Here is a 17506-nt window from a genome sequence, read left to right as displayed (position 1 = left end):
CGCTCGGATCTCGAGAGGACCAACTGTGTGTCCGCTGTGCGACCCAGCACATGAAGGAGGTATACGAATCGAATTATCAGGGCATTTGTCCGACCGAAGACACAATGGCCGGATTCTGCCAAAGCGATAGCCGGACGGAGACATCCCGAGCCTCGCTCAGACGCCGAGGAGGCCATCGCGCCTGAATTGCGGACGCCGGCCCAAGATCGTTATCGGTATTCGGCAACGGGCCGGCATCGATCGCCCTCACCTCGGCTCGGGGTGATCCGTTGGCGCAAGAAAAACGTTTAGGCATTGCGTCGGCTCTCCAGACAATTTGTCGCAGCGGCTCGAACTTCGCGTGCAGGTTCACGCTCCGGCAAGCGTCAACGACGTCCGCGGGTCATGCCACGGAATCCCAATTGGTAGCGCCCGAATGGCGATACAGTAATTTGAGCCTTAGAGGATTCTGATTTGGGCGCCGTCTCCTATCTCGACCGGTATCCGTTGCTTAAGTCCCGCGACAGCGAGTTCGCGCGCGACCGCCTATTCGCCGAATATGGCGCAGACCGTTTCGACAAGCATGGCCGCGAGTTCGGTATCCAGGCCAATTTTGCTCGCTTGCAATCAATCGGCCTCGCCTTCTGCGGCTACGAAGGTGCGGCGTCGCTCTCCTTTCCTGAATCGCAAGTTCTCCGCCAGCTCTTCTCCATCCAAGGGGCTGCGAGCTTCAGCACCAAAGGGAGCAGCGGGCCAATTGGGGCCTTCAGTCCGATCATCTCCGGAGACGCCAGGCTGGACCTCAAGTTTGCGCCGGGCTATCGCCAATTGGTGCTGAGGATCGATGCCGCCGCACTCGAGCGGTTGCTAAAGACAATCCTGGGCGATGATAGCGACATGGAGCTGCGTTTCGCCCCGGGCGAATCCGATCCGGCGGTGATGACTTATGTTCGTCAGGACGTCTTCAGATTTGCGGAGGAGTTGGACAGGTTCGGCCAGGACTACTCACCCATAGCCATCGGCGAACTTGAGCGGGCGTTGATGGTTCGAATCCTTCTGGCGCACCGGCACAATTTCACCGATCGGCTTCAGGGCCCGGCGCCGGGCGCCAACCGGCCCGTCATCGACATCGTCGAATCCTACATCGAGGCTCATTGGGACGAACCAATCGATCTGGAGAAGATTGCCGCAATCGCCAACGTCAGCGTGCGGACGATTTATCGGGAATTCTCCGAGGCGGGGCGGGGATCACCGGGCCAGTGCGCGCGACGCTTCCGGCTTCAGCGGGCGACGGAGCTCTTGCGACATCCGGATGAGCAGACCAGCGTCGTTGCCGTCGCGTTCAAATGTGGCTTTCAAAATCTTGGCCGCTTTGCATCGGAATATCGGCGAGCGGTCGGTGAGCTGCCATCCGAAACGCTGAAGAATGCGAGACGGAGACAGTGACGCGACGACGCAGTTCCTGGATTCACAGCAAAGCGCGGCCGCAAGCCGCGAGCATCATGTCGAAGTCAGCAGCGCGCAGGTGACGTCCCTCAGCCCTTGCCCATCGCCGCAATCGCATCCGCGATCTCGATCGTGCGCCGCGCCATGTCGGCGTGCAGGCGCTCCACCATGGCGCCATCGAGACGGATCGCGCCGCGCGAGACGTTCTCCGGCAGCTCGAACGCGGCGATGATCTTTCGCGCGCGCGCGACTTCCTCTTCGGGCGGGGTGAAGATCGCGTTGCAGGCTTCGATCTGCGAGGGGTGAATCAGCGTCTTGCCGTCAAAACCGAGATCGCGGCCCTGCGCGCATTCGGTGGCGAACCCGTCGGAATTGGCGATGTCGCTGTAGGGCCCGTCGAGGATTTCGAGGCCGTGGGCGCGCGTTGCCAGAATGCAATGGGTGATCATCGGGATCATCGCGGCGCGGCCCGGCAGCATCTTGATCCGCGTCTCGCGCGAAATGTCGTTCGGGCCGAACACGAAGCCTGACAGCCGCCGCGCTGGATCGCGCCCGGCCGCGGCCAGTTCCTCCGCATGCAGCACCGCGCGTGCGGTCTCGATCATGGCCCAGACTTTTACGGTCGGCGCCGCGCCGAGCTCGGCGAGACGGCGGCCGATCGTGTCGAGGTCTTCGACGCTTGAAACCTTTGGAACCAGAATGCCGTCCGGGGAGGCCTTCGCCGCCATCGCGACATCGTCGGCCCACCAGGGCGTGTCGAGGCCGTTGGTCCGGATCAGGATCTCGCGCTTGCCGAAACCTTTGGCTGCGATTGCGGCCGCGATGCCGTCGCGCGCCACCGCCTTGGCGTCGGGCGCGACGGAGTCTTCCAGATCGAGGATCAGGCCGTCGGCAGCGAGATTACGCGCCTTTTCCAGCGCGCGGGGGTTGGAGGCGGGCATGAACAGATGGCTGCGGCGCGGGCGGGTCATGCAAGCGTTCCTTCCGTTTTCCTCGTCTCACTTCCGACCGAAGCCGATAGCACCTAGCCTGCCTATTCGAAAGGCTTGTTCGTCCCAGCGGTATATGATTAGGCATAGGCCATGACCACATTCCCAGAGCATTTGCTGGAAGGCTACAAGGCCTTCGCCACCCAGCGGCTGCCGACCGAGCAGACCCGCTATCGCGAGCTGTCGGTGAAGGGGCAATTCCCTGAAGTCATGGTGATCGGCTGTTGCGACAGCCGCGTCTCGCCCGAGGTGATCTTCGACGTCGGGCCGGGCGAACTCTTTGTGGTCCGCAACATCGCCAATCTGGTGCCGGTGTATCAGCCCGACGGCAACGCGCATGGCGTCTCGGCGGCGCTGGAGTATGCCGTGACGGTGCTGAAGGTGAAGCACATCGTGGTGCTCGGGCACGCCCAGTGCGGCGGCATCCGTGCTTTCGTCGACAAGATCGAGCCGCTCACGCCCGGCGACTTCATCGGCAAATGGATGCAGATGTTCATCAAGCCTGGCGAAGTGGTGGAGCAGCGCGACCACGAGACCATGGCGCAATTCGTCGAGCGCATCGAGAAGGCCGCGGTGTTCCGCAGCCTGGAAAACCTGATGACCTTCCCGTTCGTGCAGAAGGCGGTCGAGAGCGGTCAGATGCAGACCCACGGCGCCTATTTCGGCGTCGCGGAGGGATCGCTGTTCGTGCTGGACAAGGCGGCGAAGGAATTCAGGAACGCGCGAAGCGTGGCGTAGGTCCGCAGCTCTTGTAGGGTGGGCAAAGCGTAACGTGCCCACCACTTCTATCGCGATCGTGGAGAGATGGTGGGCACGGCGCTTCGCGCCTTTGCCCACCCTACGGCAGCACGGCTTACGCCGCCTTCTTCTTCGCGCTGATCAGCTTGCGGTTGATCAGGACTTCCGCGATCTGGATGGCATTGAGCGCGGCGCCCTTGCGTAGATTATCCGATACGCACCACAGCACGAGACCATTCTCCACCGTCGCGTCCTCGCGGATACGGCTGATATAGGTGGCGTCCTCGCCGGCGGCTTCATACGGCGTGGCGTAGCCGCCGGGCTCATGCTTGTCGATGACGAGGCAGCCCGGCGCCTTGCGCAGGATGTCGCGCGCTTCGTCCACGCTGATCGGGTTCTCGAACTCGATGTTGACGGCCTCGGAATGGCCGACGAAGACAGGCACGCGCACGCAGGTCGCGGAGAGCTTGATCTTGGGATCAAGAATCTTCTTGGTCTCCGCCATCATCTTCCACTCTTCCTTGGTGTAGCCGTCCTCCATGAAGACGTCGATCTGGGGGATGACGTTGAAGGCGATGCGCGCGGGAAACTTCTTATTGACCAGCTCCTGGTTGGTGTAGACGGCCTTGGTCTGCGAGAACAATTCGTCCATCGCGTCCTTGCCGGCGCCCGACACCGATTGATAGGTCGAGACCACGACGCGCTTGATCGTCGCCTTGTCGTGCAAGGGCTTGAGCGCGACCACGAGCTGCGCGGTCGAGCAGTTCGGGTTGGCGATGATGTACTTCTTCTTGAAGCCCGCGGTGGCGTCCGCATTCACTTCCGGCACGATCAACGGCACGTCCGGATCCATGCGCCAGGCCGAGGAATTGTCGATCACGACGGTGCCGGCGGCGCCGATCTTCGGCGACCATTCCTTCGACACCTCGCCGCCGGCCGACATCAGGCAGATGTCGACGTCGGAGAAGTCATAATGCTCGAGCGCTTTGACCTTCAGCGTGCGGTCGCCGTAGGAGACCTCGACGCCCATGCTGCGGCGTGAGGCCAGGGCCACCACCTCGTCCGCGGGGAATTTGCGCTCATCCAAAATGTTGAGCATTTCCCGTCCGACATTGCCGGTCGCGCCGACGACTGCGACTTTGTAACCCATCGTTCACTCTCCGACGAAAAAGCTCTTTCCTGAAGCTGAGGCTTAAACAGGAAGAGCAGCGCTTCTATGCGAGAACCGGCCTCAAGACAACGTTGGACCATGCCTTAGGGACGTGGATGCAGTCACCTGAGGCCAGCACGGCCACAAACCCCACCCAGATCCATCTGGCGCTTGCAGCCTTCGCCGACGAGGTCGTCGGCACGCTGGCGCGCCTGTTCGCCTATGTGGGGGCTTTGGTGCTGTTTGCCATCCTCGGGCTTGCGGCACTCGGCCAGCTGCCAAACTTGCGCGACGACGATCCGGCGCTGAAGCCGGGTTGGGCCGTGGCCGACCGCTCGCCTCCGGCCTTCGCCCTCAGCCGGCTCGATTCGTCAGAAAAAACAGCCTCTTACACTATCTTGAGGCACCCCGAAGGCGGCCGCAGGGACGTGATGCGGTGGGCGGGCGAGGCGGACAAGGCCATGGCCGAGCTCGAAATCTATCGCGAGGGCGGCGAATTCGACGTCACCCGTCCGGCCGCCGCCGATCTGGCCGTCCGGATGGGACTGGGCACCGCGACCCCGCTGGAGCAAGCCGGCCTGATCGACACGAAATTCGGCCCCGTCGCGCTATTCCAGCCGACCGGCACGGCGGAGGGCGCGCGGGCCTGCCTCGGCTACCTCAAGCGCAGCGAGGAGCCGGCGCTCCAGATCTCCGGATTCTCCTGCCAGGGCGACAGCCCGCCCGCCCGGCGCGCCGCGATCGCCTGCACGCTGAACCGGCTGACGCTGCTGACCTCGGGCAACGAGCCGAGGCTGGCCGAATTGTTCGCACATGCGGAGCTGAAGCGCCGCCCCTGCACGCTCCCGGGCACGTCGGACTGGCTGCTCGGCGCCGCCAATGCGCAATTGCGCGGCGCGCTCTGACCGGCATCAAGCTCAAGTGGCTGTATCCATGCAACTTTTGCCGGCGCGCACGATTATTCAGCGCTGGTGTGACCCAATAGACCTAGTTGCAGCCGCCCCGGCCGGGTTAGTATGAGGGTGAAATTGATTGGCGGCTTGCCGCCTGAAGGGGACGTGATGAGCTCGAATTTCTCTGCCGCGAACAAACTGGCGATGTGGCTTGCGGCCGGCGCCGTGATTGCCATGTCCTCAGCCTTCGCGACACCCGCCTCGGCCGACACCAAGAAGCAGCGCTATGACAGCGGCCGTCACTATTACGGCCCGAGCGGCCCCAATGCGAGCTACCAGCAGGGCCGCACTCGCATCTATGTGAGCAAGCGCTCCTGGCTCGACGGCGGCACCGAGGTCAATCCGGGCGACCGCAAGTTCTCCGACTATGCCTTTCCGCCGGCGGTGGGCTATCCGACCTTCGCGCGCGAAAATCTCAACCGCCCGATCGATCGCCAGCCGCTGAGTACGCCGCAGGATGTTGGCGGCTATCCGCAGAATTTCCCGCTGTACTGAGGCGGAATTATCGACCGAATCAAAATGGCCGGGCTCGCGCCCGGCCATTTTTGTTTTGAAGAGACCTTGTCGGGTGGGCACGCTTCGCTTTGCCCACCCTACAAACACTGCGCTCGCCGTCAGGCGTGCAGCCTCTGCAATTCCTTCAGGATCGCTTCGCCCATCTGCGTGGTCGAGGCGGCAATGGTGCCTTCCGACTTGATGTCGGCGGTGCGCAGGCCGCTGGCCAGCACCGCGGCGATCGCGGCGTCGACCTTGTCGGCGAGCGCGCCCATGTCGAAGGAGTAGCGTAGCGCCATGCCGAACGACGAGATCATCGCGATCGGATTGGCGAGGCCCTGGCCTGCGATATCAGGAGCCGAGCCGTGCACGGGCTCGTACAGCGCCTTGCGCTTCTTGCTCTTGACGTCGACCTCGCCGAGCGAGGCCGAGGGCAGCATGCCGAGCGATCCCGTCAGCATCGCAGCGATGTCGGACAGCATGTCACCGAACAGATTGTCGGTGACGATGACGTCGAACTGCTTCGGCCATTTCACCAGCATCATGCCGCCGGAATCGGCGAGCTGGTGCTCGAGCGTGACGTCGGGATATTCGCGCTTGTGGACCTGGGTCATGACCTCGTTCCAGAGCACGCCCGACTTCATGACGTTGCGCTTCTCCATCGACGTCACCTTGTTCTTGCGCTTCTTCGCAAGCTCGAAGGCGACGCGGCCGATGCGCTCGATCTCATAGGTGTCGTAGACCTGGGTATCGATGGCGCGCTTCTGGCCGTTGCCGAGATCGGTGATGGTCTTGGGCTCGCCGAAATAGACGCCGCCGGTGAGCTCGCGCACGATCATGATGTCGAGGCCCTCGACCGCCTCGCGCTTCAGGCTGGAGGCCTCCGCGAGCGCCGGGTAGCAGACCGCGGGACGGAGGTTGGCGAACAGACCGAGATCCTTGCGCAGGCGCAGCAGGCCGGCTTCGGGGCGCACCTCGTAGGGCACCGCGTCCCATTTGGGACCGCCGACCGCGCCGAAGATGATCGCGTCGGCATCCTTGGCCTTGGCCATGTCGCCTTCCGAGATCGACACCTTGTGTGCGTCATAGGCCGAACCGCCAACGAGGCCGGTGTCGGTCTCGAACTTGGCGATCTCCGCCGAACTGAGCCAGTCGATCAGCCGCTTCACCTCGCCCATCACCTCGGGGCCGATACCGTCGCCGGGAAGCAGCAGCAGTTTGTGGGTCGCCATGGTCGTTTCCTCTGAGGTCGATTTCGGCCGGAGTGCTAGAGCGGCGATGCGTGCTTGGCAAGACACCATTGCCGCTTCGGTTCTGTGCAAGGCGGGCAGGGCCTGCCACACTGCGCATGCCGGAGTACGCCTTGCACGCACCTGACCGCCCTCCACCCGATGCCCACCCCGCACGGTTGATCCTGACCCTGTCGCTGGCTGCGACAGTTGGGCTGGGTATCGGCCGCTTCGCCTATTCGCTGGTGCTCCCCGACATGCGGGAGGACCTCGGCTGGTCCTACTCGGCGGCCGGTTTCATGAACACCATCAACGCCGTCGGCTACCTCGCGGGCGCCCTTGTGGCGTCCCGGCTGATCCAGCGCGTCGGCTGGTCGGCCGCGATCCGCGGCGGAACCCTGGCCTGCGTCGCCGCGCTCGCGACTTGCGCGCTGACCGGGAATTTCGTTGCGCTGAGCCTGGCGCGTCTCGTGCTGGGCGTTGGCGCCGCGGCCGGTTTCGTCGCCGGCGGCGCGCTGGCCGCATCCATCGCGCAGTCGCGCCCGGAGCGGGCGAATTTCCTGCTCAGCCTGTTCTATGCCGGGCCCGGCATCGGCATTCTCGCATCGGGCCTGATCGCCCCGTTCACGCTGCAATATTTCGGGCCGGGCTCGTGGTGGATAGTGTGGTGGGCGATGACACTGCTGTCCCTCGTCATGACCGTGCCGCTGTTCCTGGTCCGCATCGAGAGCGGCGTGCGTTTCTCGCAAGGCAGCCACGGCGCCTTCGCCATTTTTCCGGTGCTGATCTATCTCGCCGGCTACTTCCTCTTTGGCGCGGGCTACATCGCCTACATGACTTTCATGATCGCCTATGTGCGCGACGGCGGCGGCGGGGCCGCGGCGCAGGCCGCGTTCTGGAGCCTGATCGGCTTGAGCGCCTTCGTCACGCCGTGGGCCTGGCGCCGCGTGCTCGCGCTCGATCGCGGCGGATTGGCCACCGCCATCATCCTCGGCACCAACGCGCTCGGCGCCGCCCTGCCGATGCTCGGGCATTCGCCGGCATGGCTCGCGGTGTCGGCCGTCGTGTTCGGCGTCGCGTTCTTCGCCGTGGTCGGCTCGACCACCGCCTTCGTCCGCTTCAACTATCCGCCCGAGGTGTGGCCGACCGCGATCGCGGCGATGACGATCTCGTTCGGCGTCGGCCAGACGCTCGGCCCGATCGTGGTCGGCGCGATCACGGACGCACTGGGGAGCTTGAGTTACGCGCTGAACGTCTCGGCGGCGCTGCTGGCGCTGGGCGCGGTTGCGGCGCTGTGCCAGCGGAAGGTGGGGCCGGCCTCATAACAAGTGTCGTCCCGGCGCAGGCCGGGACCCATAACCACAGGGAGCATTTGGCGAAGACTGGTCGTTCGGAATTGGCATCTAGCGAAAATCGATAGACCTCGCGATATGGGTCCCGGCCTTCGCCGGGGCGACAACAGCTAGCTCCCGCTGAACGAATTGTACCCCTGGTCTTCCCAATAGCCGCCCTTGTAGTCGTTGGTGACTTCCATCGACACCACGTATTTCGGGTTCTTGAAGCCGAGTTTTGTCGGCACGCGGATCTTCATTGGAAACCCATACGCGCGCGGCAGGATTTCGCCGGCGTATTTGAACGTCATCTGGGTCTGCGGATGCAGCGCGGTGCGCATGTCGAGCGGTGAATTGTAGCCGTCCTTGTCGGCGCACTGGAACCAGACGTACTTTGCACGGGTGTCGGCGCCGATCACCTTGAGGAAGTCGCGCATCGGCGTGCCGGTCCAGCTGCCGATCGCGCTCCAGCCCTCGACGCAGATGTGACGGGTGATCTGCGTGACCTGCGGGAGCTTGTACAATTCCGGAAGCGTCCACGACTTCTTGTTGTCGACAAGGCCGCGGACTTCGAGCTTCCAGTCGGCACCATCGACGTCAGGCGCGTCGTCGAGATCGTAATAGGCGTTGAACGGAAACGGTTTTGTGATCGCGCTCTCGGGAAACGTCGGCGCCAGCGCGTCGGGATTGAAGATGAAAGCCTGCACGGCATCGTTGAATTTCGAAACCGACTTCAGCATCTCCTCGGCGGAGGACGAGTCGATCACGTTGCAGCCGGTGAGCAGCGTCAGTGCGCCGAGGCTGGCGCCGCCCGCGATGAAGCGGCGGCGGCTGACCTCGGGCATCGTCTTGATGGAATCCTTGATCAGCAGCCGCTTGTCGACGCCGGGAATCAGGAATGAGCGCTTGGCCATGGTTCTTACTCCGCTCTAGCGGCCGATGATCATCGCGCGCAGGCTCTTCGGCACCAGCAGCGCGAGTAAAACGTGAATGACGAGGAACGCGCAGATCGCGGCCATGCAGAAGAAATGGATATAGCGCGCGGTCGGATAGTCGCCGAACAGGGACACGAGCCAGTGCAGCTGCACCGGCTTCCACATTCCCAGCCCCGACAGCACGATGATCACGCCGACCAGGATGATGCCGGCATAGAGCACGCGCTGCACGTAATTGTAGACGGTGAGATCGGCATGGCCGAGCTTGAAGGTCAGCGCAGCCCTGACATCGTGGAGCACGCCGGACGGGGTGATCGGCAGCAGTTTTTTCCGGAAGCGGCCGGTGGCAAAACCGGTGACGAGATAGGCAAGGCCGTTGATCATCAACAGCCACATCGCCGCAAAGTGCCAGAGCAGGCCGCCACCGAGCCAGCCGCCGAGCGTGTAGTCGCGCGGAAAGCTGAAACCGAACAGCGGCGAGGCGTTGTAGATTTGCCAGCCCGACAGGATCATCAGGATCATGGCGAGGGCGTTGACCCAGTGCATGACCCGGACCCAGGCCGGTTGGATCACTTTGGCCGGGGTGGTGCTGACCTGCTCGTCGGTGACTGTGAGGCTCGACATGGCGGTTCCGTCCTGAACATCGTCTGACAGCAATTATACGCCGATGCTTCCGCTTTCGTTACGCCCTGCCCGGCATCGAATCGATACCGGCGGGCTATCATGGTCACAATAAAGCGAGCCGGGGACCCCCGGCTCGCCATTTCGTCGCATCCGGTTCGGGGATGAAGCCGGGCCGCGCGGTGTTAGGTCGCCGGCATCAGCACGGTGTCGACCACATGGATCACGCCGTTGGACTGGTTGACGTTGGAGATCGTCACCATCGAGGTGCCGCCCTTGGCGTCGACGATCCAGACCTTGCCGTCCTGCTTCTTGACCGTCAGCTCCTCGCCTTCGGCGGTCTTCATCTTCTTGCCGTCGGTGAGGTCGGAAGCCTCGAGCTTGCCGGGCACCACATGATAGGTGAGAATCTTGGTCAGCGTCGCCTTGTTCTCAGGCTTGACCAGGGTATCGACGGTGCCGGCCGGCAGCTTGCCGAAGGCGGCGTTGGTCGGCGCGAACACCGTGAACGGGCCCTTGCCTTCCAGCGTCGGCACCAGGCCGGCTGCCTTCACCGCCGCCACCAGCGTGGTGTGGTCCTTCGAGTTGACGGCGTTCTGGACGATGTTCTTGGACGGGAACATCGCGGCGCCGCCGACCATGACGGTCTTTTCCTCGGCGCGGGCGGGCGCGACGACGGTCGCGGTGATGGCCAGCGCGCTGAAAGCTGCAGCGGTGAGATAGGCAATACGCTTCGACATGGAGGGTCTCCCGATTGGATTGTGACCGGCGATTGCCGGCGTTCGAGTTGGGCAACAACGGTGGCTGCGACCTGTGAGCGTGAAGCAGCAGCGACGTCGTTGGCTCGAATTACGGGAGGTTTTGCGAAGCGGTTTCGAACAAAACTTCTTTGTGATGGGTGAAACTAAGTGCGGGTGTGTTCGTGAGGGGGCGTCATTGCGAGGAGCGAAGCGACGAAGCAATCCAGGCCGCCACCGCGGATGCACCGCTGGATTGCATCGCTTCGCTCGCAATGACGAGCCTCGACGATCTACCTGCCGCTCAATCCCTGGTGTGCGGCGTCTGAATGAACCCGCGATTATGCGTCGGGCTGATCAGCAGTTCGTTGATGCACACTCGCGCCGGCATGCTCGCGATGAACGCGATGGTGCGGCCGAGATCTTCGGATTGCAGCATCCTGGCCTGCTCCTCCTCGCTTGGCACCACCGGGCGCAGCTTCAGGATCGGGGTCGCCACCTCGCCCGGCATCAGGCAGCAGGCGCGCAGGCCGTTGACGCATTCGTCCATGTTGAAGGAATGGGTCAGCGCCAGCACCGCATGCTTGGTCGTGGTGTAGGCCGGGCCCGGCATTTTCGAGACGTGGCGGCCGGCCCAGGACGAGACGTTGATGATGGAGCCGTCCTGCTGCTTGCGCATCGTCGGCAGCACCGCGCGCATGCAATAGAGCACGCCGTTGAGATTGACCTGGACCAGCTGGTCCCAGCCCTCCAGCTCCATGTCCTTCCAGCTGCGCTTGGGGACATTGATGCCGGCATTGTTCACCAGCAGGTCGATCCGGCCGTGCCTCGCGACGATTTGATCGGCCGCCTTCTGGGCTTCGGCGGCAACCGACACGTCCAGCGCGATGGCCTCGGCGGCTCCGCCCGCCCCAGTGATTTTCGCGACCACGGTATCCAGGGCGTCCTTGCGCCGGCCCGAGACCACCACCGTCCAGCCGTCGGCCGCCAGCGCCTCGGCGCCGGCCTCTCCGATCCCGCTGCCCCCGCCTGTCACCCAGGCCACGCGTTTCCCGTTTTTGGTCATGCAAACTGTCTCCGTTGCTTCATCGGGGCGGTTTTTGCTAATCCAGCCCTCGGTTTTGACCGGCCTTGTCTGACGAGACTTGTGGTCAAGCCTTGCGGTCGAGGAAATCTTGCATGAACCAAGCTGCCAACGCCAATTTGTTTTCCCGCCTGTTCGACGGCCTGGACGATCCGAAGCGCCTCGCGATCGAGACGCATGACGGAGGGCGCATCAGCTATGGCGACCTGATCGCCCGGGCCGGGCAAATGGCCAATGTGCTGGTCGCGCGCGGTGTGAAGCCGGGCGACCGCGTTGCGGTTCAGGTCGAGAAATCCGTGGCCAACATCGTGCTGTATCTGGCCACCGTGCGGGCCGGCGCAGTCTACCTGCCGCTCAACACCGCCTATACGCTGAACGAGCTCGACTATTTCATCGGCGATGCCGAACCCTCGCTGGTGGTCTGCGATCCCTCCAAGGCGGACGGGCTTGCCCCGATCGCCGCCAAGGTGAAGGCGAAAATCGAGACGCTCGGGCCTGACGGCAAGGGCTCGCTGACGGACGCCGCCGACAAGGCGAGCAGCGAATTCACCACGGTGTCGCGCGCAAACGACGATCTCGCCGCGATCCTCTACACGTCGGGCACCACCGGCCGCTCCAAGGGCGCGATGCTGACCCACGACAATCTGGCGTCGAACTCGCTCTCGCTCGTCGGATTCTGGCGCTTCACCGACAAGGACGTGCTGATCCACGCGCTGCCGATCTATCACACCCACGGCCTGTTCGTGGCGACCAACGTGACGCTGTTCGCGCGCGCGTCGATGATCTTCCTGCCGAAGCTCGACCCCGATCTGATCATCAAGCTGATGGCGCGCGCTACGGTGCTGATGGGCGTGCCGACGTTCTATACCCGCCTGCTCCAGAACGCTGCGCTGTCGCGCGAAACCACAAAGCACATGCGGCTGTTCATCTCGGGCTCGGCGCCGCTGCTCGCCGAAACCCATCGCGAATGGTCGGCGCGCACGGGGCATGCCGTGCTCGAGCGCTACGGCATGACCGAGACCAACATGAACACGTCGAATCCCTATGACGGCGAGCGCGTGCCCGGCGCAGTCGGCTTTCCGCTCCCCGGCGTTTCCGTGCGCGTCACCGATCCTGAGACCGGCAAGGAGCTGCCCCGTGATGAAATCGGCATGATCGAGGTCAAGGGCCCCAACGTGTTTAAAGGCTATTGGCGCATGCCGGAGAAGACCAAGGCGGAATTCCGCGACGACGGCTTCTTCATCACCGGCGACCTCGGCAAGATCGACGCCAAGGGTTACGTCCACATTCTCGGCCGCGGCAAGGATCTCGTCATCTCGGGCGGGTTCAACGTCTACCCGAAGGAAATCGAGAGCGAGATCGACGCCATGCCCGGCGTGATCGAATCCGCCGTGATCGGCGTGCCCCACGCCGATTTCGGCGAGGGCGTCACGGCCGTGCTGGTCTGCAACAAGGGCGCGGATGTGACCGAGGCCGCGGTGCTGAAGGCGCTCGACGGCCGGCTGGCGAAGTTCAAGATGCCCAAGCGCGTCTTCGTCGTCGACGAGCTGCCGCGCAACACCATGGGCAAGGTGCAGAAGAACGTGCTGCGCGATACGTACAAGGATCTTTACGCGAAGAAATAGGGGCTGTGTTTCGCAGCACTCTCGTCGTCATTGCGAGGAGCTCTTGCGACGAAGCATTCCAGAGTGCCGCCGCAGAAAGACCCCTGGATTGCCTCGCTTCGCTCGCAATGACGGAGTTTGGGGCGGTCACTGTCCGCCTAACAAACTCATCACAAACCGGCTGCCGACGATGAACAGATAGCACCCGAACGCGACCTCCAGCGTCCGCTTCGACATTGCATGCGCAGCCTTCACACCGAGCGGTGCTGTCACAAGGCTCATCGGCATCACCAGCACGGCGCCGATCAGGGAGACGTAGCCAAGCGCGAATGGGACTTGCAGGGCTGCAACGTCGGGATAGTGCGCGGCCGCAGGCCAGCCGGCATAGATGTAGCCGAGCGCGCCGGGGATCGAGATTAGCACCGCGAGCGCCGACGATGTCGCCACGGCCTGATGGATCGGACGGCCGTAGAACGTCATCAGCAGATTCGAAAACAATCCACCGCCGATGCCCATCAGCGTCGACAAAATGCCGACGCAGAAGCCGTAGAATCGCATCAGCGGCCCCTTCGGTAAATCATCGCCGAGCTTCCAGCTCTCGCGCGCGAAGATCAGCCGTACCGCGGCCGACCAGGCGACGGTGACGAACACGATCTTGAACAGCCGCTCCGGTGCGTAGCGCGCGACCACGCTGCCGGCGACGACGCCGACCAGGATCGGCAGCCACCAGACCCGAAGGATCGCAAGATCGACGGCGCCGCGTCTGTAGTGCGCCTGGAACGAACGGATCGAGGTCGGGATGATCACGGCGAGCGAAGTGCCGATGCAGAGCGGCATGCGCACCTCGAGCGGCACACCGGCGATGCGGAAGCACTCGTAGAACACCGGCACCAGAATCGCGCCGCCGCCGATGCCGAACACGCCGGCCAGGAATCCGGAGAGCGCGCCGGTTGCGATCAGCAACAGCGCGAGCTCGACGATCTCCTTGATATCGAGTCCTGCAATCACCCCTGACCTGCCCCGGCGGTGGGTCGCAACTTCTCCGATGCATCGCTCGGACAGCTGCCCGCAATGCTCTAGGCGATCTGATTTGCCGGGTCGACCGCCGCATCGGCGGTCTGGGGTGGGATGCAGGTTGCGCATATCCGCCCGTCTCGCGAAAAATCGGTGCGCTTCGCGGAAATTGAAGATTGCTCGCCGATCAGCCCTGCCGGTTCGAACGTCTTGGATGACTGGTTCGAACCCTGGTTGGCCTGCGGCGGCTTAGAGCCGTTCCAATAGTAATTTCAATGCGCCGCAGCTCTGCGGCAAGGCATGAATTTGTGTTCGTTCTTTAGCCGGTGCGCCATGGCCCTGGTATACCAAGCCGCCGATTGGCCTTGTTACATCAAGGGCCTAGAGCTGAACCCAAGTTCGATCTATGGCGATTTGGTGATTGCGCAGGTGAAATCGACTCCGTAAATAGAGCCGACCTTTCGCGATCCCCGCGCGCCCATGCTGGGCCGCAATAAAGCAATCGAAGCCCATGACCGCACGGATCGAACGACCGCTTTCGCCGCACATGCAAGTCTACCGCTGGACGCTGACGATGGCGCTTTCCATCGTCCATCGCGCCACCGGAATTGCCCTCTACGCCGGAACGCTGCTGCTGGCCTGGTGGCTGATTGCGGCGGCCTCCGGCCCTGCCGCCTATGGCCACGTCCAGGCCTTCACCGGCAGCATCATCGGCCGGCTGATCGTGTTCGGCTACACCTGGGCGCTGATGCACCACATGCTCAGCGGCATCCGGCATTTCGTCTGGGACCTCGGCTACGGCTTCAAGGCCAATGAGCGCGAAGCGTTGACCTGGGGCGCGTTGATCGGCGGCATCGTGCTCACGGTCCTCGTCTGGATCATCGCCTACGCGATCGGAGGCGGCCGATGAGTTTCGACGAATCCCACGGCGCTCCGAAGGGCTCCTCCATGCGCACCCCGCTCGGCCGCGTGCGCAATCTTGGCGCTGCGCATTCGGGCACGTCCGATTTCTGGCGCCAGCGCATCACCGGCGTCGCGATGACGCTGCTGATGATCCCCGTGATCGTGATCGTGATGATGCTGCTCGGCCGCAACCAGGCCGGCGCCGCGCAGATCCTCGGCTCGCTGCCGATCGCGGTGATCCTGCTGCTCTTCATCTTCGCCAGTGCCTGGCACATGAAGATCGGCATGCAGGTCGTGATCGAGGACTACATCCATAACGAGAAGCTCAAGCTCATCTCGATCATGCTCAACAACTTCTTCTCGTTCGCCGTGGCGCTCGCCTCGACCTACGCGATCCTGAAACTTTCCTCCGGAGTCTAACCCATGGCCACAGAGACCAATGGCAAGGGCAACGGCGCTCCCGCCACCAACGGCAAAGCCTATCCGATCGAAGACCACACCTATGATGTCGTCGTGGTCGGCGCCGGCGGCGCGGGCCTGCGCGCCGTGGTCGGCTGCAGCGAAGCCGGTCTTCGGACCGCCTGCATCACCAAAGTGTTTCCGACCCGCTCGCACACCGTCGCGGCGCAGGGCGGCATCTCGGCGTCGCTCGGCAACATGCACAAGGACGACTGGCGCTGGCACATGTACGACACCGTGAAGGGGTCGGACTGGCTGGGCGACCAGGATGCGATCGAATACATGGTGCGCAACGCGCCCGAGGCGGTCTACGAGCTCGAGCACTGGGGCGTGCCGTTCTCGCGCACCGAAGACGGCAAGATCTATCAGCGTCCGTTCGGCGGCATGACGATGGACTACGGCAAGGGCCAGGCGCAGCGCACCTGCGCCGCCGCCGACCGCACCGGCCATGCCATGCTGCATACGATGTACGGCCAGTCGCTGCGCCACGCGGCCGAGTTCTTCATCGAGTTCTTCGCCATCGACCTGATCATGGACGACCAGGGCACCTGCCGCGGCGTCATCGCGCTCAAGCTCGACGACGGCACGCTGCACCGCTTCCGCGCCCAGACCGTTATCCTGGCGACCGGCGGCTATGGCCGCGCCTATGCGTCCTGCACCTCGGCGCACACCTGCACCGGCGATGGCGGCGGCATGGTGCTGCGCGCCGGCCTGCCGATGCAGGACATGGAGTTCGTGCAGTTTCACCCGACCGGGATCTACGGCTCGGGCTGTCTCGTCACCGAAGGCGCGCGCGGCGAAGGCGGTTATCTCGTCAACTCCGAGGGCGAGCGCTTCATGGAGCGCTATGCGCCCTCCGCCAAGGATCTGGCTTCGCGTGACGTCGTCTCGCGCGCGATGACCATCGAGATCCGGGAGGGGCGCGGCGTCGGCAAGAAGAAGGACCACATCTTCCTTCATCTCGACCATCTCGATCCCGCGGTGCTGGCCGAACGCCTGCCGGGCATCTCGGAATCCGCAAAGATCTTCGCCAATGTCGACGTGACGCGCGAACCGATCCCGATCGTGCCGACCGTGCACTACAACATGGGCGGTATCCCGACGAACTATCACGGCGAGGTCCTGACCAAGAAGGACGGCGACGACAACGCCATCATCCCGGGCCTGATGGCGATCGGCGAGGCCGCCTGCGTCTCCGTGCACGGCGCCAACCGCCTCGGCTCCAACTCGCTGATCGACCTCGTCGTGTTCGGCCGCGCCGCTGCGCTGCGCCTCGCCGAGAAGCTCACGCCAAACGCCAGCCAGCCGGAATTGCCGGCGAACTCGTCGGATCTGGCGCTCGGCCGGCTCGACCACTACCGCTACGCCTCCGGCGGCACGCCGACCGCGAAGCTGCGTGAAGGCATGCAGCACGTGATGCAGAACAATTGCGCGGTGTTCCGCACCGGCGACATCCTGAGCGAAGGCCAGAATCTGATCGAGAAGGTCCACAGCGGCATCACCGACATCGCCGTGTCCGACCGCTCGCTGGTGTGGAATTCCGACCTGATCGAGACGCTCGAATTCGACAATCTGATCGCGCAGGCGGTGGTGACGATGAACTCGGCCGCCAACCGCACCGAGAGCCGCGGCGCACATGCCCGCGAGGACTTCTCCGAGCGCGACGACAAGAACTGGATGAAGCACACGCTCGCCTGGCTGGAAGATTCCGGCAAGGTCAAGATCGAGTACCGCCCGGTTCACGACTACACCATGACCAACGACGTCCAGTACATCCCGCCGAAAGCTCGCGTTTACTAAACGGCGCGCGTGTACTGAACGAACAGCGAAAGCTTTATC

17 protein-coding genes are annotated in these 17506 nt (G+C 63.7%); 9 read left to right on the top strand and 8 right to left on the bottom strand.

The window, feature by feature from the left end; translation table 11 throughout:
* Positions 1 to 453 precede the first annotated feature (453 nt).
* A complete protein-coding gene (locus IVB40_RS00680) occupies positions 454 to 1425 on the top strand; it encodes an AraC family transcriptional regulator (protein ID WP_247817843.1) in 972 nt (323 codons plus the stop codon).
* Positions 1426 to 1514: 89 nt separating this feature from the next.
* Here the strand turns inward: IVB40_RS00680 and IVB40_RS00675 are convergent, their stop codons facing one another.
* Positions 1515 to 2396, bottom strand: coding sequence for a CoA ester lyase (locus IVB40_RS00675; protein ID WP_247817842.1), 882 nt, complete (start codon positions 2394 to 2396; stop codon positions 1515 to 1517).
* 111 nt (positions 2397 to 2507) lie between these two features.
* On the opposite strand from IVB40_RS00675, the gene IVB40_RS00670 reads away from it, so the two are divergent.
* Entirely contained in the window at positions 2508 to 3152 is a 645-nt protein-coding gene (locus tag IVB40_RS00670) for a carbonic anhydrase (RefSeq protein WP_027566365.1), read from the top strand.
* Between the two features lie 115 nt (positions 3153 to 3267).
* Here IVB40_RS00670 and IVB40_RS00665 read toward each other — a convergent pair whose 3' ends face one another.
* Positions 3268 to 4302: an aspartate-semialdehyde dehydrogenase gene (locus IVB40_RS00665; protein WP_027566364.1), complete on the bottom strand. Its 1035-nt coding sequence runs from the start codon at positions 4300 to 4302 to the stop codon at positions 3268 to 3270.
* A gap of 116 nt (positions 4303 to 4418) precedes the next feature.
* On the opposite strand from IVB40_RS00665, the gene IVB40_RS00660 reads away from it, so the two are divergent.
* Complete coding sequence (locus tag IVB40_RS00660; protein WP_247817841.1) at positions 4419 to 5207, top strand: hypothetical protein; 789 nt, start codon at positions 4419 to 4421, stop codon at positions 5205 to 5207.
* A 156-nt stretch (positions 5208 to 5363) separates the two neighbouring features.
* Positions 5364 to 5750 carry a hypothetical protein gene (locus IVB40_RS00655; protein ID WP_027566362.1) on the top strand — a complete coding sequence of 129 codons (387 nt, stop codon included), beginning with the start codon at positions 5364 to 5366 and terminating at the stop codon, positions 5748 to 5750.
* 119 nt (positions 5751 to 5869) lie between these two features.
* On the opposite strand, the gene leuB is transcribed toward IVB40_RS00655, so the two are convergent.
* Positions 5870 to 6982 carry a 3-isopropylmalate dehydrogenase gene (gene leuB, locus IVB40_RS00650; protein ID WP_247817840.1) on the bottom strand — a complete coding sequence of 371 codons (1113 nt, stop codon included), beginning with the start codon at positions 6980 to 6982 and terminating at the stop codon, positions 5870 to 5872.
* Between the two features lie 131 nt (positions 6983 to 7113).
* Here leuB and IVB40_RS00645 point away from each other — a divergent pair, with 131 nt between their 5' ends.
* Complete coding sequence (locus tag IVB40_RS00645) at positions 7114 to 8304, top strand: YbfB/YjiJ family MFS transporter (protein WP_247817839.1); 1191 nt, start codon at positions 7114 to 7116, stop codon at positions 8302 to 8304.
* 137 nt (positions 8305 to 8441) lie between these two features.
* Here IVB40_RS00645 and IVB40_RS00640 read toward each other — a convergent pair whose 3' ends face one another.
* From IVB40_RS00640 to IVB40_RS00625, 4 genes are all read right to left on the bottom strand, one after another.
* On the bottom strand, positions 8442 to 9224 hold the full coding sequence (locus IVB40_RS00640) for a molybdopterin-dependent oxidoreductase (RefSeq protein WP_247817838.1): 783 nt from the start codon (positions 9222 to 9224) through the stop codon (positions 8442 to 8444).
* A 15-nt stretch (positions 9225 to 9239) separates the two neighbouring features.
* Complete coding sequence (locus tag IVB40_RS00635) at positions 9240 to 9869, bottom strand: cytochrome b/b6 domain-containing protein (RefSeq protein ID WP_247358199.1); 630 nt, start codon at positions 9867 to 9869, stop codon at positions 9240 to 9242.
* Between the two features lie 182 nt (positions 9870 to 10051).
* A complete protein-coding gene (locus IVB40_RS00630; protein ID WP_027566357.1) occupies positions 10052 to 10606 on the bottom strand; it encodes a fasciclin domain-containing protein in 555 nt (184 codons plus the stop codon).
* A gap of 301 nt (positions 10607 to 10907) precedes the next feature.
* Entirely contained in the window at positions 10908 to 11669 is a 762-nt protein-coding gene (locus IVB40_RS00625; RefSeq protein WP_247817837.1) for an SDR family NAD(P)-dependent oxidoreductase, read from the bottom strand.
* A 113-nt stretch (positions 11670 to 11782) separates the two neighbouring features.
* Here IVB40_RS00625 and IVB40_RS00620 point away from each other — a divergent pair, with 113 nt between their 5' ends.
* On the top strand, positions 11783 to 13312 hold the full coding sequence (locus IVB40_RS00620; RefSeq protein ID WP_247817836.1) for a malonyl-CoA synthase: 1530 nt from the start codon (positions 11783 to 11785) through the stop codon (positions 13310 to 13312).
* 126 nt (positions 13313 to 13438) lie between these two features.
* Here IVB40_RS00620 and IVB40_RS00615 read toward each other — a convergent pair whose 3' ends face one another.
* The gene (locus IVB40_RS00615) at positions 13439 to 14299 is read right to left on the bottom strand and encodes a sulfite exporter TauE/SafE family protein (protein ID WP_247817835.1); all 861 of its coding nucleotides are present in this window, start codon (positions 14297 to 14299) and stop codon (positions 13439 to 13441) included.
* Positions 14300 to 14816: 517 nt separating this feature from the next.
* Between IVB40_RS00615 and sdhC the strand changes: the two genes are divergently transcribed.
* The 3 genes from sdhC to sdhA are packed head-to-tail and all read left to right on the top strand — an operon-like array spanning position 14817 to position 17467.
* Positions 14817 to 15215: a succinate dehydrogenase, cytochrome b556 subunit gene (gene sdhC / locus IVB40_RS00610; protein ID WP_027566353.1), complete on the top strand. Its 399-nt coding sequence runs from the start codon at positions 14817 to 14819 to the stop codon at positions 15213 to 15215.
* Entirely contained in the window at positions 15212 to 15628 is a 417-nt protein-coding gene (sdhD, locus tag IVB40_RS00605; RefSeq protein WP_007598776.1) for a succinate dehydrogenase, hydrophobic membrane anchor protein, read from the top strand. The genes sdhC and sdhD overlap by 4 nt, the downstream gene beginning before the upstream one ends.
* A gap of 3 nt (positions 15629 to 15631) precedes the next feature.
* Positions 15632 to 17467 carry a succinate dehydrogenase flavoprotein subunit gene (sdhA, locus tag IVB40_RS00600; protein WP_247400591.1) on the top strand — a complete coding sequence of 612 codons (1836 nt, stop codon included), beginning with the start codon at positions 15632 to 15634 and terminating at the stop codon, positions 17465 to 17467.
* Positions 17468 to 17506: the final 39 nt, after the last annotated feature.

Origin of the sequence: Bradyrhizobium sp. 40 (genome assembly GCF_023100925.1) — a bacterium.
Taxonomy (GTDB): Bacteria; Pseudomonadota; Alphaproteobacteria; order Rhizobiales; family Xanthobacteraceae; genus Bradyrhizobium.
This window is presented reverse-complemented; position numbering and strand designations above follow the sequence as displayed.